Origin of the sequence: Levilinea saccharolytica, assembly GCF_001306035.1 — a bacterium.
Classification (GTDB): domain Bacteria; phylum Chloroflexota; class Anaerolineae; order Anaerolineales; family Anaerolineaceae; genus Levilinea; species Levilinea saccharolytica.
This window is the reverse complement of sequence record NZ_LGCM01000005.1, coordinates 1-20553: the sequence shown is the minus strand read 5'-3', so window position 1 is coordinate 20553 and position 20553 is coordinate 1. Positions and strand designations below refer to the sequence as shown.

At 57.3% G+C, this 20553-nt stretch carries 17 protein-coding genes, 1 tRNA gene and 1 pseudogene; 15 read left to right on the top strand and 4 right to left on the bottom strand.

The genetic code is table 11. From position 1 onward, the window contains the following. A pseudogene (locus ADN01_RS01510) lies at nucleotides 1-125 on the bottom strand (uL14 family ribosomal protein); the annotation flags it as partial. A gap of 478 nt (nucleotides 126-603) precedes the next feature. Here ADN01_RS01510 and ADN01_RS19995 point away from each other — a divergent pair. Both ADN01_RS19995 and dcd read left to right on the top strand, forming a co-directional pair. Further along, entirely contained in the window at nucleotides 604-1512 is a 909-nt protein-coding gene (locus ADN01_RS19995; protein WP_082142775.1) for a CapA family protein, read from the top strand. A gap of 38 nt (nucleotides 1513-1550) precedes the next feature. After that, on the top strand, nucleotides 1551-2105 hold the full coding sequence (gene dcd, locus ADN01_RS01500) for a dCTP deaminase (protein ID WP_062418286.1): 555 nt from the start codon (nucleotides 1551-1553) through the stop codon (nucleotides 2103-2105). 94 nt (nucleotides 2106-2199) lie between these two features. On the opposite strand, the gene ADN01_RS01495 is transcribed toward dcd, so the two are convergent. Then, nucleotides 2200-2841 carry a histidine phosphatase family protein gene (locus ADN01_RS01495; RefSeq protein WP_062418284.1) on the bottom strand — a complete coding sequence of 214 codons (642 nt, stop codon included), beginning with the start codon at nucleotides 2839-2841 and terminating at the stop codon, nucleotides 2200-2202. 153 nt (nucleotides 2842-2994) lie between these two features. Here ADN01_RS01495 and ADN01_RS01490 point away from each other — a divergent pair, with 153 nt between their 5' ends. From ADN01_RS01490 to ADN01_RS01470, 5 genes are all read left to right on the top strand, one after another. Then, nucleotides 2995-4116: a hypothetical protein gene (locus ADN01_RS01490; RefSeq protein WP_062418283.1), complete on the top strand. Its 1122-nt coding sequence runs from the start codon at nucleotides 2995-2997 to the stop codon at nucleotides 4114-4116. A gap of 82 nt (nucleotides 4117-4198) precedes the next feature. Continuing rightward, nucleotides 4199-4948, top strand: coding sequence for a PIG-L deacetylase family protein (locus ADN01_RS01485; protein WP_062418282.1), 750 nt, complete (start codon nucleotides 4199-4201; stop codon nucleotides 4946-4948). A 241-nt stretch (nucleotides 4949-5189) separates the two neighbouring features. Continuing rightward, complete coding sequence (locus tag ADN01_RS01480) at nucleotides 5190-6347, top strand: serine hydrolase domain-containing protein (protein ID WP_152973992.1); 1158 nt, start codon at nucleotides 5190-5192, stop codon at nucleotides 6345-6347. Between the two features lie 154 nt (nucleotides 6348-6501). After that, entirely contained in the window at nucleotides 6502-8499 is a 1998-nt protein-coding gene (locus ADN01_RS01475) for a COG1470 family protein (protein ID WP_062418280.1), read from the top strand. 12 nt (nucleotides 8500-8511) lie between these two features. After that, complete coding sequence (locus tag ADN01_RS01470; protein ID WP_062418279.1) at nucleotides 8512-9282, top strand: prolipoprotein diacylglyceryl transferase; 771 nt, start codon at nucleotides 8512-8514, stop codon at nucleotides 9280-9282. Nucleotides 9283-9812: 530 nt separating this feature from the next. On the opposite strand, the gene ADN01_RS01465 is transcribed toward ADN01_RS01470, so the two are convergent. Next, a tRNA-Pro gene (locus tag ADN01_RS01465) sits at nucleotides 9813-9887 on the bottom strand. A 55-nt stretch (nucleotides 9888-9942) separates the two neighbouring features. Further along, a complete protein-coding gene (locus tag ADN01_RS01460; RefSeq protein ID WP_160318352.1) occupies nucleotides 9943-11181 on the bottom strand; it encodes a GAF domain-containing sensor histidine kinase in 1239 nt (412 codons plus the stop codon). 102 nt (nucleotides 11182-11283) lie between these two features. Between ADN01_RS01460 and ADN01_RS20170 the strand changes: the two genes are divergently transcribed. The 8 genes from ADN01_RS20170 (at nucleotide 11284) to ADN01_RS01420 (ending at nucleotide 20375) form a co-directional block, all read left to right on the top strand. Beyond that, nucleotides 11284-12480, top strand: coding sequence for a polysaccharide deacetylase family protein (locus tag ADN01_RS20170; protein WP_075070858.1), 1197 nt, complete (start codon nucleotides 11284-11286; stop codon nucleotides 12478-12480). Nucleotides 12481-12487: 7 nt separating this feature from the next. Then, entirely contained in the window at nucleotides 12488-12835 is a 348-nt protein-coding gene (locus tag ADN01_RS01450; RefSeq protein ID WP_062418277.1) for a histidine triad nucleotide-binding protein, read from the top strand. Continuing rightward, entirely contained in the window at nucleotides 12832-14334 is a 1503-nt protein-coding gene (locus tag ADN01_RS01445) for a LysM peptidoglycan-binding domain-containing protein (RefSeq protein WP_062418276.1), read from the top strand. The genes ADN01_RS01450 and ADN01_RS01445 overlap by 4 nt, the downstream gene beginning before the upstream one ends. Further along, the gene (locus tag ADN01_RS01440; protein WP_075070857.1) at nucleotides 14288-15937 is read left to right on the top strand and encodes a M23 family metallopeptidase; all 1650 of its coding nucleotides are present in this window, start codon (nucleotides 14288-14290) and stop codon (nucleotides 15935-15937) included. The genes ADN01_RS01445 and ADN01_RS01440 overlap by 47 nt, the downstream gene beginning before the upstream one ends. Nucleotides 15938-15941: 4 nt before the next feature. After that, complete coding sequence (locus ADN01_RS01435; protein ID WP_062418274.1) at nucleotides 15942-17444, top strand: LysM peptidoglycan-binding domain-containing M23 family metallopeptidase; 1503 nt, start codon at nucleotides 15942-15944, stop codon at nucleotides 17442-17444. A gap of 87 nt (nucleotides 17445-17531) precedes the next feature. Continuing rightward, entirely contained in the window at nucleotides 17532-18443 is a 912-nt protein-coding gene (locus ADN01_RS01430) for a GGDEF domain-containing protein (RefSeq protein WP_161542516.1), read from the top strand. 121 nt (nucleotides 18444-18564) lie between these two features. After that, the gene (locus ADN01_RS01425; RefSeq protein ID WP_201778608.1) at nucleotides 18565-19140 is read left to right on the top strand and encodes a sugar transferase; all 576 of its coding nucleotides are present in this window, start codon (nucleotides 18565-18567) and stop codon (nucleotides 19138-19140) included. Then, on the top strand, nucleotides 19137-20375 hold the full coding sequence (locus ADN01_RS01420) for a glycosyltransferase (protein WP_062418271.1): 1239 nt from the start codon (nucleotides 19137-19139) through the stop codon (nucleotides 20373-20375). The genes ADN01_RS01425 and ADN01_RS01420 overlap by 4 nt, the downstream gene beginning before the upstream one ends. The last annotated feature ends 178 nt before the right edge of the window (nucleotides 20376-20553 follow it).

The following is a 20553-nucleotide window of genomic DNA, read 5'->3' as shown; positions in this document are numbered from 1 at the left end:
TCACGGCGCCATTCCTTCGCGCAGCGCACAATCACGGCCTTGACAATGTCACTCTTCTTCACAGAGCCTTGCGGGGCCGCCGATTTCACCGTCGCCACCACCACATCGCCAACGCGCCCATACCGCCTGGAAATCGGCACGAAATATCCCCCCGCCGGGTATTGGACTTATGCTCTTGCGGCCCCTTTCGCCACAGTGCAAGATGAAGTCGCCGCCGAAGATCTCAAAAGTTTTTGGCTGGGTCAGCCCGCCCCTGAACTGCCCTTGACGCACCTCGCCCTTGATCCAAACACCCTGGCAGTGTTGACCCAATGGTGGGGAGACCCCGACCCTGACCGCGTGATTCAGCGTTCATTGGATGAACTCAGTACATCTGAGCCAGTCCCCAGCCAGGAATGGGCTATCCTGCCCTTCGAACAACTCAGCCCCGCATGGAAAGTCATCGCTGTCGCGGGCCAATCGCCCGTTCAAAAAGCCTTTGACCCTGCCCAATACCCCCTCTCCATTCCACTTCAGTTGGTTCCAGTCGGTTCTGCCGCACCCCTTTCCGAGGGTGATTTAACCATCCTGCAGCCCAGCCTTTCCAACCGCGACCCAGAAAAGATGACCACCGTCATCCTCACCGGCGTCACCGCCCTGGTGCGCGCCACCGCCGGGTTGATGGAACTGAAAGGCATGACCTACCCCGGCGAAGATATCCGCGCCTGGCTGCGCGAAGCGGACATCACCCACATCAACAACGAAATCCCCTTCACCCCCAAATGTCCCCCGCCGTACCCACGCGAAAACACCCTGGTGTTTTGCAGCAAAACCAAATACTTCGAGCTGCTTCAGGATGTTGGGGCAGATATCATTGAGCTGTCCGGGGATCATTTTCAAGATTGGGGCGAAGAGGCCATGCTCTTCACCGCCGATTTCTATGATCAAAATGGGCTGAAGTACTACGGCGGCGGCCGCAATTTGGCCGAGGCCAGCCGTCCGCTGCTGATCGAAGACCACGGCAACCGCCTGGCCTTCTTAGGCTGCAATGCCAAGGCCCCCGGCTATTCCAGCGCCGCGGAAAACCGTCCCGGAGCCGTCCGCTGTAACTGGCCGGTGCTTTTTCAGCAGATCGCGGATGTGCGCGCTCAGGGCTATATCCCCATCGTCACCTTCCAGCATGAAGAGTATTACACCTACGAAGCCAACCCCTTCGTAATTCCCGACTTCGAAGCCACCGCCGCCGCTGGGGCTGCCATCGTCTCTGGCAGCCAGGCCCACCAGCCCCAGGCGCTCCAATTCCACGAAGGTGCACTCATCCACTACGGCCTGGGCAACCTCTTCTTTGATCAATACGATGAGGGCATCCCCACCCGCCAGGCTTTCATCGACCGGCACATTTTCTATCAAGGCCGCCACATCAGCACCGAGCTGCTCACCATTCAGTTTATTGATAATGCCCGCCCGCGCCCCATGACCCCCGAAGAGCGGCGCGGGCTCTTGGAAACCGTTTTCAAAGCCAGCGGCTGGTGATCCTGCGGCTGGACATCTACCCTTTTTTGGAGGCAGTCATGGGCTTAAAACCTGATCATTGGATTCGCAAAATGGCGCTGGAACACGGTATGATCGAACCCTTCGTGGACCGTCAGGTTCGCGAAGGCGTGATCTCGTACGGGGTATCCTCCTACGGGTATGATATCCGCGTCGCTGACGAGTTTAAAATCTTTACCAATGTTTTTTCTGCCACCGTGGACCCCAAGAATTTCGACACCCGCTCAATGGTGGATTTTAAAAGCGATGTCTGCGTGATTCCTCCCAATTCCTTTGCCCTGGCGCGTACCGTCGAATATTTCCGCATCCCGCGCGGGGTTCTCACCGTCTGCCTGGGCAAAAGCACCTACGCACGCTGCGGCATTATCGTCAACGTCACCCCCTTTGAACCGGAATGGGAAGGTTACGTCACCCTCGAAATCTCCAACACCACGCCACTGCCCGCTCGTATTTACGCCAATGAAGGCATTGCTCAGGTGTTATTCTTTGAAGGCGATGAGGTTTGCGAAGTATCCTACGCCGATAAAAAGGGCAAATACCAGAAGCAAAATTCCATTTTGCTCCCTCGTCTGTAAAATCCTCCGCTGCTTCATGTTAAACCCACAGACTGCGCCGCCGTCGCCGCGCAGTCTGTTTTTCTGCCGTTTCTTATAAACCGGCCGTAAGTGGTTAATCCGCTGGGCAGCCTTTCAGCCGCTCCAACTCACCGTTCAGACGTAGGGCTTTTTGCAGGGAGTAGATTTCACCCCGCCAGGCCATGCAGAAATCGCCGCCGTCCCGCCACAAAACCACCCCTTCCAGGAAGTTGGGCCAATTCTCAGGGAACTCAATCCACTGCCCCGCGCAGTACTCCAGCAGCGTCCCCAACACGGTATCATGCGTGCAGAAGAAGTCCATCTCCCCTGCCCCAGGCGCATTATCGCCCAGCAGAAAATCCACCAGGGCAAAAACTGCCTCCGGCAGCGCTTCGCCGGGCGAATAGCTGTGGCGCTGATCCCAGGCTTCCCCCTGAAATGGGTGCGAAAGCACCTCCTCCTCCTGGATCTGCCCCTTCCAGCCGGCCCCGCGGCCCACAGCCGCCACCGTATCCACACAGCGTCCCACGGGTGAGGAACCTAATCGCCGCGCCCGGTAGCGCCCGCGCAGTTCAACGCCCAGGGCTTCTGCCATGGCAATCCCGTTCTCAGTCAGGCCAACGGTAAAAACTTCTTCATCCGATAAGATCGGATAACGCTCCGAATGCCTTGCCAACACAGTCACCCCACAAGTTCTGGGGGCCAGCTTTAAATTTTCCAACAATGCTTCATACATTTCCATTTTTCCTCGTAGACACAAACGGTCGCAATCATATCATAAAAATTCTCTCTTTTATCACGATTAAGAAATTTCACACCCAAGGATTAAGAACAAATTCGGTAACTGCGCATAAAAATGCTATACTTTGATCGTGAATTTGGAGGATGTATGAAAACCACCGTTCAAGTCCGCACAGCCATCCGCCGTCAGCGCGCAGAAACCTACCTGCTGCTAACCCTGCTCAGCTTTGCCGCTTCCGTCTCCTTCACACGCCTCTTTCTGAACCTCACCGGCTATCCGCAGCTCGGCGGCGGTGAGCTGCACATCGCCCACGTGCTGTGGGGCGGCCTTTTTCTTTTTGTCGCCACCCTCTTGCCCCTTATCTTTGCCAACCGCTGGGTGTTCATCTGGGTGTCCATTCTCAGCGGGGTCGGCGTAGGTCTTTTCATTGATGAAGTTGGTAAATTCATTACCCAAACCAACGACTATTTATACCCCGCCGCTGCCCCCATCATCTACGTCTTCTTCCTGCTCACCGTTTTGGTGTATGTCCTCGTCCGCCGTCCGCGCCAAAAAGATCCGCGCGCCGATTTTTACCATATCCTCGAAGATCTCGAAGAAGTTCTCGACCAGGATCTCTCCGCCCGCGAACGGGAAAACATTCACCACCGCCTGAAACAAATTGAAAAAGACAGCAGTGATCCCAACCTGGCGCGACTTGCCCGTGAATTGCAGGACTTCATCCAGAGTGATCAGCTCATCCTCACCTCAGAAACCATCCCTTGGTGGAAGCGCATTCAGAACCGCATCCTGCGCTGGGAACAAGCCCATCTCACCCGCGCCCGTTTCCGCGCCCTGCTGGTCAGCGCCCTGGTTCTCCTCGGCACCTGGTCCATTCTCTCCGCGGCCCTCTTCATCAGCAGCATCTACAACCCCTCAGCTCTCATGCCCATCTTTGATCCCTTGGTGCGCACCAGCATTGTCCGCTCCGAAGTGGGCATTTCCATGTTCGGCGCACGCGTCGGCCTCATCGGCTCCACCGGCTTGGCCCTGCTCATCTCCGCTGCCCTGCTTTTCATCGGCAGAGAGCGCCGCGCTGTAGCCGTGGCCTATGCCACTCTGTTGGTCTGCATCACTATCGTGGATCTCCTCGTTTTCTATTTTGACCAGTTCTCCGCCATCATCCTCTCGCTGGTACAGTTCACCTTGCTGCTGCTCACCCTGCGCTACCGCAGCCGCTACATCAACCCCGAAAAAGACCCTCTGCCTATCTCGGACGATATGGTCTGACCCTCTACGCCCCTTTTCCAACAGGTTGCGCCTCGCCCCGCCGGGGAGTACAATCAGGCCAATCTGCAGCAAGGAGGCCTGAATGAGCGAAACCTATATTCCCAAAAGCGCCCTGGTGATTTTTGCCCACCCGGACGATATTGAATTTAGCTGTGTCGGCACGGTAGCCCGGTGGGTACGCGCCGGTGCCCGCGTCGGTTATGTGCTGTGCACCAGCGGCGACGTTGGCATTGCTGAACCCGGCATGACCCGCGCCCGCGCCGCCGAAATCCGCGAAACCGAATCCCGCGAGGCTGCCCGCGTGGCCGGGGTGGAGCATGTCGTCTTTTTACGCGAACCCGATGGTCTCCTGGAGGCCAACTTAGCCCTGCGCAAGAAGATTGTACGTGAAATTCGCCGCTTCCGCCCCGAGGTGGTCATCTGCGGCGACCCCACCGTTCTATTCACCGCACGGGATTACATCAACCATCCCGATCACCGCGCCGCGGCCCTGGCCGCCATTGACGCTGTCTTCCCCGCCGCCGGTCAGCCCAACCTGTTCGAAGAGCTGGAAGAAGAGGGTCTCAAAGCCCACAAAGTGCGCAAGGTGTATGTCAACTCCTGGTTCCACGTGGATACCTACGTCAGCATTGACGAGACCATCGAAGTGAAAATCAACGCCCTGCGCGCCCATAAAAGCCAGATGGGCGATTGGGACCCCGCCGAGCGTATCAAAGAATGGGCGGGTGAGCATGCCAAGGGCAAAGAGATGAAATACGCTGAAGCCTACCGCGTGATCACCCTGGTGGACGACGAGACCTGGTCCAAACTGGCCGCTGCTGCCGCTGATTGATTTCCCCCACGGGTCCGTAGATTAAACAGTGAAGGGCCGGATTCGCCATATCCGGCCCTCACTTTTCGGAGGAGAAGAAGAGTTGCCCTTGATTTCTATTCTAGCCGGGTTCCCCCGGTTTTGCCCAACGCCTCCCCAACGATCCCCCCACGTTTCTCCTCCAATTGCCCTGCGCAAGCCATTTTCCAGCAGGGTATAATCTACAAAAGCTCAAATTCGCCGGATGGTTTCGGAGGCAGATATGCAGCTCATTCGATTAATGGTTCCCCTGACCCTATTGCTGACCGTTCTTTCCACCTGTGCGCAACCCACTGTCCCACCCACGCCAATCCCACCACCTTCCCCCACCCCCACTTCCGTCCTTCCTACGTTGACCACTCTGCCCCCGCCCGCCGTCAGCCCAACCCACACGCCCAACCCCACCCCATCACCCTACCCGCTGGATTGGCCAGAATCGGCCCCGGAGGATCAAGGCATGGATTCAAACCTTTTGGAGGCGATGGGTGCAGCCGTTCCCAATCAGTATCCTCACATCCGCAGCCTGCTGGTTTTTCGGCACGACACCATCGTCTACGAGCGATATTACAAAGGCCTGACCGCAGACAGCCTGCACGAAGTCGCCTCCATCACCAAAAGCATCACCTCCGCTCTGATCGGCATCGCCCTTCATCGCGGCGACCTGCAGAGCCTCGAGCAGCCCATCGCCCCGTTTTTCCCCGAGGAAGCCGCTGCAGCGGACCCTCGCTTTCAGCGCATCACCTTGCGCCATCTGTTGGAATTGACCGCCGGCTTTGAATGGGAAGATACCCGCCTGTGGATGTGGTCCAATGACCCCAACCCCACTCGCTACACGTTCCAACTCCCCATCGTCACGGAGCCTGGCGAAAAATTCAATTACAATACCCCCGCGGTTCACCTCCTCTCCGCCGTCCTCACCCGCGCCACGGGACTCACCGAGCAAGAGTACGCCGACCAGCACCTCTTCGGCCCCCTTGGTATCACCCAGTACCAATGGCCCAAAGATCCCCAGGGGTATTCCATGGGCGGCAACAGCCTTTCCTTGCGAACCCGCGACCTGGCCCGCTTCGGCTCTTTGTATCTACACCAGGGTTCCTGGCATGGGCAGCAGCTCGTCCCCGCCGATTGGGTCAACCTGTCCACTCAGGTGCACACCCCCGGCGGCTACCCGGAAAATTTGCCCTACGGCTACCTCTGGTGGGTCGAGCCAGACACCGTTCCCCCCGCCTATTTTGCCGCGGGTTTCGGCGGCCAGTTCATCTACATCATCCCCTCTCTGGATCTGGTCGCCGTCCTCACCTCCAACACCGATTCCCCCCACATGGAAAATCGACAGCTGATTGCCGATTACGTCCTTCCGGCGGTGCTGCCCGCGCCCTGATTCCGCTGCGAGTCTTGTGTTTCAATAATGCTAAGGAGGCCACAAACAGGCAGCTTTTGTTGTTATCAATTTGTAAAGTTAAAATGGTCATTTTTCACTAAAATGTAAATATCCAATCACTAACTTTTCTTATTAGCTACGGGGAGAAAATAATATGCATCACAAGTGGCCCAGCAGAATTTCGCTCGATTACGTTATTCTGATTGTAGTCAGTCTTGCTTTTTTCCCGTTTTTCGCATCCAGCAGCTGTGATTGCAACGTAGGCAGCAACACCTCAGGCACCGATGTCAGCAGTGAAACCACCAAGGAAGAATCTTCCATCGAAGACATGCTAGATACCCAGGATGAAAAAAGCGTATATGCCCCTGGTGATAAGGTGACCCTGGAGCTTGGCGCCCGTTTTCCTGGTGAGGGCGGACGCATGATCTGGTACCCACCCAAAGGCGCCACTAACTTCAAATTTACCCAGCCTGGTCAGCCAGAACCCGGCGGACCTCCTTTTGTGTTCAGCAATCTCACCAAAGAGCAATTTTTTAACGGCTTTACCGTGTCTTACTCCGCCCCACCCGAACCCGACGACCTGCTTTATCAATCCGCCACCTTTAGTGACGGCGTCACCATGATCTATCAAGATGAAAAAGCCCACGCTCAATTAACCCACGCGTTAGAAACCAGCAAATATGATAAAGGGTTCAATACCACACAAGAGGGTCTGACCCCCCCAATGGTCAAAGAGTTTTCAAGCTCAACCTGGGAAGAAAAGCATTGGAATATCATTTCATTTAACAGCTTCTCAGCACCCTTTACCCAACAAAGTTGTGAAGATTTCGTTGCCCTCGCAAAATCCAGCAACGTCTTCACTGCCTACCGGGTGAAAGTCTCCGATGCCACATACCTCAACTATCCCAATCGTCTACCGATTGTGATCCGTGAGCGAACCACCTCCCCAATCGTCCCAACCATGCACCTGATGAGCGGCATGCTTGACGTAACACTTCCAATGGAAGTGCGCATGGAAGAAACCGCCTGGGCCAACACCTATCTGCCGCCCGCTTCAGGTGAGGTTTGGGTGGCAATGGGAGCTAAGCCAGACACAGAAACAGAATGCCCCACGATGGGTACCCGGGATGATTTTCAAGTGTTAACCCAAATTCGCCTGGATTTGAGTAATCAACCCTCTAACTGTCTCAACTGCTCCCTCACTGCCTACACCTGCTACAAAACAGATGGGGATGGCATTCCTCCCACTTCCGGGGTTCAGCCTATCACCTATGGTAATTACACCTGCGCCGGGCCTCAAGGGCTTCGCCTGACCAATAACACCGCCAATTGGAGACTGATGCCCGAAATCAAAACGGTGTTCGTAAAACCTAATGACGAAATCTATACCCATTTCGTTTTGATCAATACTTCCAGCTCTTCGCGAACATTCAACCTTTCCCCTTCTTCCACCTTATCTGGAGTTAGTTGGGTCATCCGCCCCGGTGATCCTAATAATCCCAACCAGCCAGACATGTCCAACACGGTAGGCGCTCAAATCACTGTCCCAGGCAATAGCAGTGAATATCACCTGCATATTTTTGGAACTGTGCCGGCCGATACTCCTTCCGGCCAATATAAGTACACCTTGACCGCCTCTAACGCCAACGCGAACCCGACTTCGTGGGAAATCTATTCGGCGCTCATTGTCACAGCCGATGGAAAACTGCCCAACGTCACCAAGGCCGGTCTGAATTTGTTTGGTGTCGCATCACCCAACCCTGCCTCCGCTGGCCAACCCGCCGCTGTACAATACACCGTCATCAATTCTGGAAGCACCAACCTCACAGATCTTACGCTAACCACTACCCTACCCGGTCAAACCTCGTACATCTCCTGTCAGGGTGGAGATGCCTGCAATCTTGACGGCGAAAGTCACCAGGTATGGTGGACTCTGGCTTCTCTGGCCCCTGGTGAAAAATGGGCAGCCTATCTTAATCTGAATGTAAATGCCGGTGTACCAGACGGAACGCGCATTATCAACAATACCTACACCGTAACCGGTACTGCTAATGATCAGAACCTAACCGTTCTTGGCAGTCCCATCACCTTTACCGTTGGTATTGAGCCTGAGCCGGTGGAAGGATTGTTCTTCCCCTTCATCTGTCCCTAAGGCCAAGTTAATATGCTTCCAAATCTTCAGCTTGGTTCCTGGACAGTGAGCACCTACGCGCTCATGTACACACTGGCCTTTATCGCGGCTGGCTCGCTTGGCATGTATCGGCTGGGAACCTTACAAACTGGGGGCAGAGAGTGGCGTCGCGCAGTGCCCTACCTCCTAATCGCCGTCCTGGCTGGGCTATTCGGACTAGCATGGCTGGAAGCCAATATCCGCAGCATGCTAACAGGCTTGTCTGTTGATTCGATCTTTATTCGTGTCTATTACGGCTTGGTCGGCGGCATGCTGGCCATGCTCATCTATGCTCGCATGCAAAAACTACCCCTGCTGCCTGCCACCGATCAGATGGTATCCTGCTTTGCTTTAGGCTTTGCCATTGCACGTGTGGGTTGTTTAGCAGCCGGCTGCTGTGGTGGAGCCGAAACTCACCACAACTGGCTGGCCATGTACACCCCGAATACAGACGGTGTGTGGGCCATGCGCTACCCCACCCAGATCGCCAGCATGATCGTGCAGTTGGCTCTCTTTGCTTACCTCAGCCGCCCGCAGATCCATCCCCGCTGGCTTCAGCCTGCTGGGAGAGTCACCTTATTGTATTTCGTTGTCTTCTGCTCGGAGCGCTTCATCCTCGAATTCTTCCGTTACGATTACCGCCCGTTACTGGGCCCCCTCAGTCTGCCCCATCTTCTCATGCTGGTACTGTTGGCTGTCACTCTTTTTGCCTTCTTCACCATTCATAATCTGGCTGGGCAAACTAGCCTGAATAGCTCGCGTTAAGCAGCATCAAACCTTCGTCACCCGGGCGGTGTATGGCTTGCGTTCCTCGGCTCTAAGAAGCTGCGCAATCTATGGATAAGCGCTCCTTCTCAGATCTTCCATCACCAGTTTTCTATTTAGGATGGTTCTCATCTGCATAACCTGAGTCATCTGCGAACGATGCTTTTCCATCACCTAATTCTCTGCGTCATCTGCGAAATCTGCGAAATCTGCGTAATCTGCGGATAATCGATCTTGGAATCAAAAAAGCCCTCTTTCGAGAGCTTTCCTGTTTGTCGGGGCGGGCGGATTTCGTGTCCCTCGATGGGAGTACCGCCGACAGGAATCAAAAAAGCTCCCTCTCGAGAGCTTTCCTGTTTGTCGGGGCGGGCGGATTTCGTGTCCCTCGATGGGAGCACCGCCGACAGGAATCAAAAAAGCTCCCTCTCGAGAGCTTTCCTGTTTGTCGGGGCGGGCGGATTTCGTGTCCCTCGATGGGAGCACCGCCGACAGGAATCAAAAAAGCTCCCTCTCGAGAGCTTTCCTGTTTGTCGGGGCGGGCGGATTTGAACCGCCGACCTCACGGACCCGAACCGTGCACTCTATCCGGGCTGAGCCACGCCCCGTACAAGAGCCGATTATAATCCAGCCTTCCCCATTTGGCAAGATCAAGCCGTGTTCTCAAAAATGCGCTTCCCCATGCGCATGAGGCAGTTCCAACGTAAAACGGCTGCCGCCCTCCGCCCGGTTCTCCGCCCAAATCCGTCCCCCCTGCATATCCATCATCTCGCGCGCCACCGCCAACCCCAGCCCCATGCCCCCGTGCCGGCGCGTCAGATGCGATTCCACCTGATAAAAACGTGTAAAAACCTTCTCCAAAGCCTCTGCCGGGATGCCGATGCCCGTATCTTCCACGCAGATCTGCACACCCGTCTCCCCATCACACACGCGCACACGCGCCTCGCCCCCCGGTTGGTTAAACTGGATTGCATTCTGCAGCACGTTGTGCAGCGCCATACCGGTTTTTTCGGGGTCCAACCGACAGAACACCGCAAATGGAACCGGCTCCACCACCAGCCGCACCGCGTGACTCTCAGCCTCTGCCTGCACCCCGGCAGCGATCTCATTCACCAGTTCCAAAACGTCCACATCGCTTTGCTGCAGCTGCCCCAACCCCTTTTCCAGCCGGTCGCTGTCCACCATCTGCTCGATCACAGACCGCAGTCGTTCCGCCGCCTTCACAGCCGGCCCCAGGGTGGTGCGCAGTTGACCGTCATTGGCGGCCGCCGCCTGTTCCAGCCCGTCCAGGATCGCAGTCAGCGGCGTGCGCAGTTCATGGGAAGCGATCGCCAGAAAGTCATCCTTCATGCGGTCTACAGCCATCATCTGCTCACATGCTGACTGCGATTCTTGCAGCAGCCGCTGATTTTCAATCGCCCCTGCTGCCATCGCCGCCAAAAGCTCCACCGCGCGCACATCTTCCTCGGTATAATCCTCCGCCTTGTTCACTGCCTCCATCACCCCCACACACCGCCCTCGAAAAAACATCGGGACGGCCAGCAGCGCGTGCGTTCCATTCGCCAGCTCGCGGTCTGCCACGCGGTGAATGCGCGCATCCGCCTCGGCCTGACTGGTCACCAGGCCGAGCTGGCGGCGGTATACCCACCCCGCCACACTGCGGTCCAACGGCACCGAAACCCCGCGCAGAGCGTCAATCTCCCCCTCCAAAGCTGCCACAAAACGCAGGCAGCGTTCCTCTTCCGCATAGGTTAAAATGGAACAGCCCGTGCTGCTGGTCAGCTCGGCCCCCGTACGCACAATCTCTTGCAGATAGGCGTCAACGGACAGTTTATCACCCGATTTCCGGCAAACATCCAGCAAACGTTCCAGTCGAAGGGTATAATCAGCGTATGGTTTCATCAAAACATCCTGGTCGAAAAAATTATAGCATGGGGGCCGCGCTTCCATCACAAAAATTCGCCAGGTGAATCGCCGCATATTTGGTTTAGAGGTGCCGCCGTCATGCAAAAAACGCCCATTTTGAGAGTACTCTCCCTCCTGCTCGTTGTCGTCAGCCTGGCAGGCTGTGCCTCACCGGCTGCCCCCACAGCCGACCCTACCCAGGTTTTCCAAAACGCCCTGCTCACCGCCACCTACGGCGTACCCGCCGCCACCCAAACCCCTGCTCCCACCGAAACCCTCGGTCCGCCGACCCCCACGCCCATCCCGCCCACCGCCACTCCCGATCCCAACCGCACCCCACCAGCCCTACCGGCCACCTTCACCACCACCAACCTCAACCCCCTGGACGTGCCTCACACCTACGTTGCAGATACCTGTCAGTACCTGCGCAGCCGCTGGGATCCCAATAAAGCCGCCCCCGGCACAGTTGTGATGACCATCATGTTCCACTCCGTCACCGACGGCGAGGTCACCCACGCCGACCAGATTCACATCACCCAGTTTCACCAATTGATGAAGGATCTGCGCGACCAGGATTTTGAGACCATCAGCCCCGAACAGTTGGCCGATTTCATGGAAACCAACGCCCGTATTCCCAGGCGCTCGGTTCTCCTCATTGTGGACGACCGCAAACGCTTTGCTTATTTTGATCTGCTCTTTAAATCCTATTTTGATAAATTTGGCTGGACCGTCACCAACGCCTGGATCTCCGCCGAAGACACCCCCGAATATCTATGGAAAGAGAATCAGGATCTGGAAAACGCCGGCTATGTCAACCATCAGGCCCACGGTGTCGTGCATAATATCAACGCCACCCCCAACTCCACCGATGATTTCCTGCGCAAAGAGCTGGAAGGTTCCATTCAGGCCATCCAGAAATATTTCAATAAAACCCCTATCGCCTACATCTGGCCCGGAGGCGGTTTCACCCGCCGTGCCATCGAGCTCGCCCGTGAAGCCGGCTACCGCCTGGGCTTCACCATCAATCCTCGCGGACCAGTCATGTACAATTGGGTGCCCCTGGCGGAGAAGGATGACCCCAACCGCCCCAGCTACATCCCCGACGGCCCCATGCAGGACCCCCTCATGGTGCTCCCCCGCTATTGGGACACGGACGCCAGTTATCATATTGACACCGTCCGCCAAATCGGCAAAGAGGCTGCCGCCTACGCCGAGGCCAACCGCGCCGCCGAGCTGGAATATTATGACATCGTCTGCGCTCCCACCCTCGGCCCCATCCCCACCAAAGCCCCCTGAACCGCCCATGCCTGACCCTTGCATTTTTTGTGAAATCATCGCCGGCCGCCTGCCAGCCGCCGTCCTCTACCAGGATGAGCGCATCACCGCCTTTCAGGATGCCGCTCCCATCGCTCCGGTGCACATCCTCCTGGTTCCCAACCACCATATCCCCTCGGTGAATGCTGCCGCCCCAGAAGATGAGGCCGTGCTTGGCCATCTCATCACCGTCGCCCGCCAGTTGGCTCAGGCACAAAACTTGCAGGAAAGCGGCTATCGACTGGTCATCAACACCGGCCCCAACGCCGGACAATCGGTCTTCCATCTGCACATGCACCTCATCGGAGGCCGAAAAATGCCGTTTCATTTCAAATGAGCCTGCGCACCTCCCCTTTCCTGCGAAACTTCCTCCTCCTCTTATGGGTGGGGGCTGTGGGCCTATCTGCCTGCACCCTGACCGCTCCCAAAGAAGATCTCTGGCTGCCGCCTGCCGCCGCCCAACCCGAATCCAGCGCACCCGAAGCGCGCCCCCCCGCACAGTCACCCACCCCGAACCCCGGGCGCATTTTACCCACGCTGCGCGCTGAAGAGGCTTTCTACACCGTTCAGCCGGGTGATACCCTGAACCAGATTGCCCGCACCTACAGCCTTCCAATTAAGATCCTGGCAGAAGCCAATCAAATCGAAAACCCCGACCTGCTGGAAGTTGGCCAGGAGCTGCGCATCCCTCCGCCCACCCCCGGCCCCAGCGGGCCAGATTTCATCATCCTGCCCGATTCCGAACTGGTCTTCAGTCCTGGCAGCCTGGCTTTCAACCTCAATCAATTCGTGCAGTCCAGCGGCGGGTACTTAAGCCGCTATCAAGAAACCGTTTCCGAACAAACCCTCACCGGCGCAGAGATCGTCGACCGCATCAGCCGCGAGTATTCTGTCAATCCGCGCCTGCTTCTGGCCCTCATCGAACACCAATCCGGCTGGGTCACCCAGCCCCAGCCCAAAACGGGCCTGGAAGAAATCCCCATTGCCGTCCTGGAGCCCTGGCGCACCGGCCTTTACCGCCAATTGGCCTGGGCGGCCAACCAGCTCAACCGCGGCTATTACCTCTGGAAGGTCAACGCGGTCGCCGCCTGGTTCCTGCTCGACGGTCAAATCGTCCCCCCTGATCCCCGCCTCAACGCCGCCACAGCCGGGGTGCAGAATCTGTTCAGCGCCCTCTACGACCGGCCCGCCTGGGAACGTGCCGTCGGCCCGCAAGGCCTGCAGGCCACCTACACCCGCCTGTTTGGCAGCCCATTCACCTACACCCTGGATGATTACCTGCCTGCCGACCTCCAGCAGCCGGTTTTGCGTTTGCCCTTTGCCAGCGGCGAAATCTGGTCGTTCACCGGCGGGCCCCACGGCGGCTGGGGCGACGGCTCTGCCTGGGCAGCCTTAGATTTTGCCCCGCCCGATGGCGGCCGTGGCTGCGCTACTTCACAAGCCTGGGTCACTTCCGTGGCCGCTGGAAAAATCGTCCGCTCCGCCGAGGGCGTGGTCGTGCTCGACCTCGACGGAGACGGCCTGGAGCAGACCGGTTGGAGCATCCTTTACCTGCACATCGCCGCACAGGGCCGCGTCAAAGCCGGGTCAGTGGTCAAGCCCGGCGACCGCATCGGCCGCCCTTCCTGTGAAGGCGGCCAGTCCAACGGCACCCACGTCCACCTCGCCCGCCGCTACAACGGTGAGTGGATCCCCGCAGATGGCGAAATTCCGTTTATAATGGATAGTTGGGTTTCCGCTGGGAGCGGAAACGAATATGATGGTACCCTGATCCGTGAAGGAGTTGTGGTTGAAGCCTGGGATTCCGTTCGGCCTGAAAACCAAATTCAACGCTAAAAGAGCCGGCACGTTCCTCGTTCTGGCGATTTGGCTGTTCGTCTCCCTGGCCTGTGCCCGCACCGCCCAGTCCGAAAACGATTATGCCGCCACCGCCCTGGCCCAACTCCTCACCGCCGCGGTGACGCCCACCGTTCCCGGCGTCGAATCCGGTTCCAATATCGAGCAAATTCCCCTACCGATTCAGGTAACAAACACCCCCATCCAACCGGCGGATCCGCCCGACCCGCAGAGCTCACCCACCCCCTCCGGCGGCACATCTGACCCCAACCCGGCGCCCGTCATTCTCTACAATACCCAGGCGGGTGACACACTGAAAGCCCTGGCGGCCCGCTTCGCGGTGGCCCCCGCCGAAATCACCTCGCCCAGCCCCATCCCCTCCGAAGGGTTGTTCTCCCCCAAGCAGCTATTGGTCATTCCTAACCGCCTCACAGAAACCACCCCCTCGCTTCAGCTCCTTCCCGACAGCGAGATTGTCTTCTCCCCCTCCGCGGTCAATTTTGACATCCAGGCTTTCGTCCTCCAATCCGGCGGTTACCTCAGCACCTATCGCGAGGAGCTTTCTACCGGTTTTCTCACCGGCGCCCAGGTGATTCAGCGCGTCGCCATCGAAAACTCCGTCAACCCGCGCGTTCTCCTGGCCCTCCTTGAGTACCAAAGCCACTGGGTTTATGGTCAGCCCAACAATTTGGCCCAAACAGATTACCCCCTCGGCCACACCGATTATCACGCCAAAGGCCTGTACAAGCAGCTCAGTTGGGCCGTCCAGCACCTATCCATCGGCTATTACGGCTGGCGGGCCGGCCTCATCACCGAAATCAGCTTCAAAGGCGCACCCCAGAACACTTCTGCCCGCCTGGCGCCCACCCTGAACGCCGGAACCGTGGCGCTGCAAGTGCTCTTTGCTCAGCTTTACAACGAAACTCAATGGGGCGGCGCCCTCTATTCTCCCAACAGCTTCCCTGAGCTGTACGAGCGCATGTTCGATAACCCCTGGACCCGCGCCCAATTGGTCGAACCGCTCTACCCACCTAATTTAATCCAGCCCAAACTGGAACTGCCCTTCGCTGTTGGCAAGACCTGGAGTCTCACCGGCGGGCCCCATTCCGCCTGGGGTCCCGACGGCGCCCTGGCCGCCATTGACTTCGCCCCCGCCTCTTCGGAACACGGCTGCGTGGTCTCCACCGATTGGGTGCGAGCCTCAGCCTCCGGCCTGGTAGTGCGCTCCGAAAACGGTGTGGTCACCCTCGACCTGGACGGAGATGGATATGAACAGACCGGTTGGGTGCTGCTCTACTTGCACATCAGCCGCGATGCGCGGGTTGCCCCCGGCACCTGGGTGGATACCAATGACCAGCTCGGCCACCCCTCCTGCGAAGGCGGCGTCTCCACCGGCACCCACACCCACATGGCCCGCAAATTTAACGGCGAATGGATCCTTGCCGATGGGCCTATTCCCTTTAACCTCAGCGGCTGGATCGCCCACAACGGTTCCAAGCCCTACCTCGGCTTCCTCACTCGCGGCGACCAAACCGTCACCGCCAGCCAGTACGGCTCCTTTGAAAGCCGCATCACCCGCACCCAAGAAGTGACTGAAGAATAACGGTATGTCCCTTTTGATTCAAAATCTGCGAAGTATCTTCTCCCGCCCGGCCCTCTGGCGCGTGTGCGCCGCTGGAATCTGGCTGCTCGCCTCCTGCGCCCCAGCCAATTCTCCCAGCGGGCTGTACCTATCCACCGAAACCCCTGCCCCGGCGCCGCTGCCTTCCGTGGCCCCTTTCCCCACCCGTCGTGCCTACCAGCCTGCTGAGTTGGTGGAATATATCGCCCAAACCGGTGATACGCTGCCCGCTCTGGCTGCCCGCTTTAACACCACCGAAAAAGAGATCCGCGAAGCCAATTCCGTCATCCCCAACGACGCCACCACCATGCCGCCCGGCTTCCCCATGCAAATCCCAATTTATTACGAACCTTTGTGGGGCAACCCTTTTCAAATCATCCCCGATTCGCTCTTCCCCTACGGGCCAGCCCAACGAGACTTTGACCCCGTGGCCTTCGTGAACCAGCAGCCAGGTTGGCTCAAAACCGTCAGCGAATATTACAGCGGCCGCACCCGCACCGGCGGCGAATTGGTAGATTATCTGGCCCTCAGCTACTCTGTCAGTCCCCGCCTCCTCTTAGCCCTCATTGAATATCAGACCGGCGCGCTCACCGAAGCCGCTCCGCGCAGTTCGGATGACCCTTACCTCCTCGGCTTCGTCGACCCCAACCGCAAGGGACTGCCCTCTCAAATCAACTATGCCGCCAATGTCCTCAATAACGGCTATTACGGCTGGCGCACCGGACACCTGACCGAATTTGACCATCTCGATACCCGCCTGGAACGCCCCGATCCCTGGCAAAACGCCGCCACCGTCGCCCTTCAGTACTATTTTTCCCATATGTTAGACGGCGCTGCCTACGACCGAGCCATTTCTGAGCAGGGATTCATCCAAACCTACACCGCCCTCTTCGGCGACCCCTGGCAAAATGTGGAACCGCACATCCCCGGCAGCCTGCGCCAGCCCGAAATGCGCCTGCCTTTCCAATCGCGCAGCGCCTGGGCTTTCACCGGCGGGCCCCACACCGGTTGGGGCTCGGGCGATCCGTGGTCCGCCATTGACTTCGCCCCTCCCGCTGTGGTGGGCGGCTGCATGCCCACCACTGAAACCGCCACAGCCATCGCCGACGGCATCATTACCCGCACCGATACCGGCATTGCCGTCCTGGATCTGGACGGCGACCGCGACGAACGCACCGGCTGGGTGGTCTTTTATCTCCATCTAGCCACCGCGTCCATCCCTCCCGTCGGGACCGAACTGGCGGCCGGGCAGCCCATAGGCCTGCCCTCTTGTGAAGGCGGCCGCTCCACCGGCACCCATGTCCACATCGCTCGAAAATACAACGGTGAATGGATCCCTGCGGCGGGTCCGCTGGCCTTTAATTTAGAGGGGTGGATTGCTGCTAATGGCAGTGAACCCTACCAGGGAGAGTTGGTTCGTTACAGCCGCCGTGTCCGCGCTTGTGAATGCTCCGATCAAGACAGCCAGGTTCAATCTCAAGCCCCCTGAACGCAGTCCTAACCTTGCAATATTGAACAGCGGCAAAATTTGATTTTCGACCATCTTCTAGTATAATGCTCGAAGATAAATTTCGGTATGGGGAGCTTCGCGGCCATGTCGCAGATTCGTAAAGATTTGATCCTGATTTTTGCCACGCTCTTACTCCTTTTCCATCTGGAGCAGTTCACTTTAACCGTTCGCCCTGGCGCGGTCTCTTATCTGGTGCTTTTGGTTTGCGCTGCCTTTATTTTTACCATCGCACTTCCTTTTGCTCGCCATTTAAATCTCTGGCTTTCTTCTGCGTTTTGGCTTGGTATCTACCTGGTATACCGCATGGTGATCAGCGCTCAGCGCCCATTTTTAGCTGGCGTGGATATTTATGTCACCATCAGCGAAGTTGCCATCCTGCTTTTCTCGGTGTATCTGGCACACCGTCTCATGGCTAGCCTGCAGAATGCAGAAGGCGTGATCGAAAAAATGACCTTTGCCGGCTTCACCCACAAAACTCGCCCCCTGGATGAGGCCATTGAGGATATTCAGCTTGAGCTCACCCGCAGCCGCCGCTACGATCGCCCCCTGTCTGTGCTGGTGGTCAAGCCCATGTCCAATTCGATGAAGCTCGAGCTTCGCCAAAACCTTGTAAATTTGCAAGAAGACATGGTGGAGCGCTTCCTCATCGCCAGCGTTGGTCAAGCCATTGGCAAAGTGGTGCGCCGCTCCGACATCGTCATCGAACAAAACAACCAGGATCGCTATATCATCCTCTGCCCGGAGACTTCTCCTCAGGGTTTAGAAATCCTTGCCAGCCGCATTCAGGAATCTATTCATCAAAGTGTGGGCATCAACACCTTGTGGGGAGCCTCATCCTTCCCCAGCGAAGCCCTCACCTTTGAAAGCCTTCTGCAGAAAGCAGAGGCCAAGCTGAATGACGAATCCAACCCAGACCTCAGCCCGCGTCTGGTGGAACATGATCACGCCGAAAAACCCGCCGCACCTTCGTTAGAATAGCGGGGTGTTCCACTTCTGAATGGACGGCCCTTCGATGCAAGCAGACTATAAGTGGGTCGAAAAATATAAATCTCAAAAATCACTCTCCCAGACTCTTTCCTATCATTTTTGGAAGCGAGCCATGGATCTATTCCTCACGCTGCTTTCGGCTGTCTTCTGGCTGCCCCTTCTTGGTCTGATTGCCTTGCTGATCAAGCTGGAATCCCCCGGCGCGCCGGTCGTCTTCCAACAGGAGCGCACCGGCAAAAACGGCGAGCGATTTAAGATGTACAAATTTCGCACGATGGTCGTGAATGCCGAGGAACTGAAACAGCAGTATCTTCACCTGAACGAACTGAAGTGGCCCGATTTTAAGATCACCAACGACCCGCGCGTCACTCGCATCGGTCGCCTGCTGCGAAAAACCAGCCTGGACGAACTGCCGCAATTGTTCAACGTGATCCTGGGACAAATGAGCCTGGTCGGTCCGCGCCCCACCTCCTTCAGCGCCAAAACCTACAGCCTGTGGCACACCGGCCGGTTGGACGTACTGCCGGGCCTCACCGGCCTGTGGCAAATTTATGGACGCGGTTCGTCTGAATTTGATGAGCGCCTGCGCATGGACCTGGCCTACATCAACCACCGCTGCCTGTGGCTGGACATTGAAATTCTCTTTCGCTCTGTCCTGGCCATTCTGCAACAAAGAGGAGCTGTGTGACCCCCAAACGCATTGCCTACCTCATGTCGCGCTTCCCCAATCTCTCCGAAACCTTCATCCTGCGAGAGATGATCGCCTTGCGCGATTTAGGTTGGGAAATTGATATTTACCCCATCATCCTCCAGCATCCGCCCGTCATTCACCCCGAAGCCAGGCCCTGGCTGCAGCGCGTTCACCATTCTCCATATCTTTCTGTCACAGTGCTGGCCGCCAATGTTCGCGCCTTTTTCCGTTCGCCCAGGGTGTATTTTCGCACAGCATTGCGGGTTCTGCGCGAAAACGCCTCCAATCTGAACTTTTTCGTGCGCGCCCTGGCGCTCTTTCCAAAAGCCGTGCTGGCCGCCGAACAGATTCAACGCCAGGGCATCCAGCACATTCATGCCCACTATGCTTCGCATCCTGCCCTGTTCGCCTGGATCATCCACCAGTTCACCGGCATCCCCTACAGCATCACCGTACACGCCCACGACATTTTTGTGCGCAAAGCCATGCTGGCCACCAAACTGGCCGATGCTCGCTTTATCATCTCGATTTCCGAATTCAACCGTGCCTATCTCTCTCGCCTGTACGGCGCATGGGTCGAACCGAAAACGCACATCATTCACTGTGGGGTCGAACCGCAGCGTTACCCACCCCATGCAGAGCCGCCTGCAGCCCTTCCCAGCCTGAAGATCCTGAGCATCGGCAGTTTGCAGCCCTATAAGGGCCAAAAGTACCTCATCGAAGCCTGCGCCCTGCTCCGCACCCAGCAAATCCCCTTTGAATGCCAGATCATCGGCGCTGGTGAGCTGCAAACTGAGCTTCAGGCACAAATCGAGTCCTTAGGCCTGGAAAACCAGGTCAGGCTGCTCGGCCCGCAAAACCAACAGTCCGTGGCCGAACACCTCGCGGCTGCCAATGTCTACGCCCAGCCGTCCATCATCACCCCCAGCGGAAAAATGGAAGGCATCCCCGTCTCGATCATGGAAGCCCTAGCCTGCGCATTGCCGGTCGTCGCCACAGAGCTTTCCGGCATTCCCGAACTGGTGCGCCCATTCCAAACAGGCCAGTTGGTCCCACCTGAGAATCCGGAAGCCCTGGCAGAAGCCCTTGCCTGGGTCTATCAGCACCCGCAAGAGGCGCATAAAATGGCCTTGCGGGGACGAGAGCTGGTTATGGAACAATTCACGCTCACCCGGAATGCCGCCGCCCTGGCGGCGATCTTCGAAGAGACGGTTAAAACGCGGCCTGATTAATGTGCTATTTTTTCGTGCGATTTTTTGACAAATTTTGTTGAATATAGTAGGACTAGCCACCTGACAGTTTGAAAAATCAACAGTAAGAACATAGCAAAATCCGAAATGGAAGCGAGTTGAGAAGTTGACGATCAATATAACGCAATCCAATTTGAAAGATACTCAGATCACGACGATC

Excerpts from the sequence above, each read along its gene's own strand:
- ADN01_RS19995 (WP_082142775.1), top strand. The coding sequence starts at position 604 with ATGACCACCGTCATCCTCACCGGCGTCACCGCCCTGGTGCGCGCCACC.
- dcd (WP_062418286.1), top strand. The coding sequence starts at position 1,551 with ATGGGCTTAAAACCTGATCATTGGATTCGCAAAATGGCGCTGGAACAC.
- ADN01_RS01495 (WP_062418284.1), bottom strand. The coding sequence starts at position 2,841 with ATGTATGAAGCATTGTTGGAAAATTTAAAGCTGGCCCCCAGAACTTGT.
- ADN01_RS01490 (WP_062418283.1), top strand. The coding sequence starts at position 2,995 with ATGAAAACCACCGTTCAAGTCCGCACAGCCATCCGCCGTCAGCGCGCA.
- ADN01_RS01485 (WP_062418282.1), top strand. The coding sequence starts at position 4,199 with ATGAGCGAAACCTATATTCCCAAAAGCGCCCTGGTGATTTTTGCCCAC.
- ADN01_RS01480 (WP_152973992.1), top strand. The coding sequence starts at position 5,190 with ATGCAGCTCATTCGATTAATGGTTCCCCTGACCCTATTGCTGACCGTT.
- ADN01_RS01475 (WP_062418280.1), top strand. The coding sequence starts at position 6,502 with ATGCATCACAAGTGGCCCAGCAGAATTTCGCTCGATTACGTTATTCTG.
- ADN01_RS01470 (WP_062418279.1), top strand. The coding sequence starts at position 8,512 with ATGCTTCCAAATCTTCAGCTTGGTTCCTGGACAGTGAGCACCTACGCG.
- ADN01_RS01460 (WP_160318352.1), bottom strand. The coding sequence starts at position 11,181 with ATGAAACCATACGCTGATTATACCCTTCGACTGGAACGTTTGCTGGAT.
- ADN01_RS20170 (WP_075070858.1), top strand. The coding sequence starts at position 11,284 with ATGCAAAAAACGCCCATTTTGAGAGTACTCTCCCTCCTGCTCGTTGTC.
- ADN01_RS01450 (WP_062418277.1), top strand. The coding sequence starts at position 12,488 with ATGCCTGACCCTTGCATTTTTTGTGAAATCATCGCCGGCCGCCTGCCA.
- ADN01_RS01445 (WP_062418276.1), top strand. The coding sequence starts at position 12,832 with ATGAGCCTGCGCACCTCCCCTTTCCTGCGAAACTTCCTCCTCCTCTTA.
- ADN01_RS01435 (WP_062418274.1), top strand. The coding sequence starts at position 15,942 with ATGTCCCTTTTGATTCAAAATCTGCGAAGTATCTTCTCCCGCCCGGCC.
- ADN01_RS01430 (WP_161542516.1), top strand. The coding sequence starts at position 17,532 with ATGGGGAGCTTCGCGGCCATGTCGCAGATTCGTAAAGATTTGATCCTG.
- ADN01_RS01425 (WP_201778608.1), top strand. The coding sequence starts at position 18,565 with ATGGATCTATTCCTCACGCTGCTTTCGGCTGTCTTCTGGCTGCCCCTT.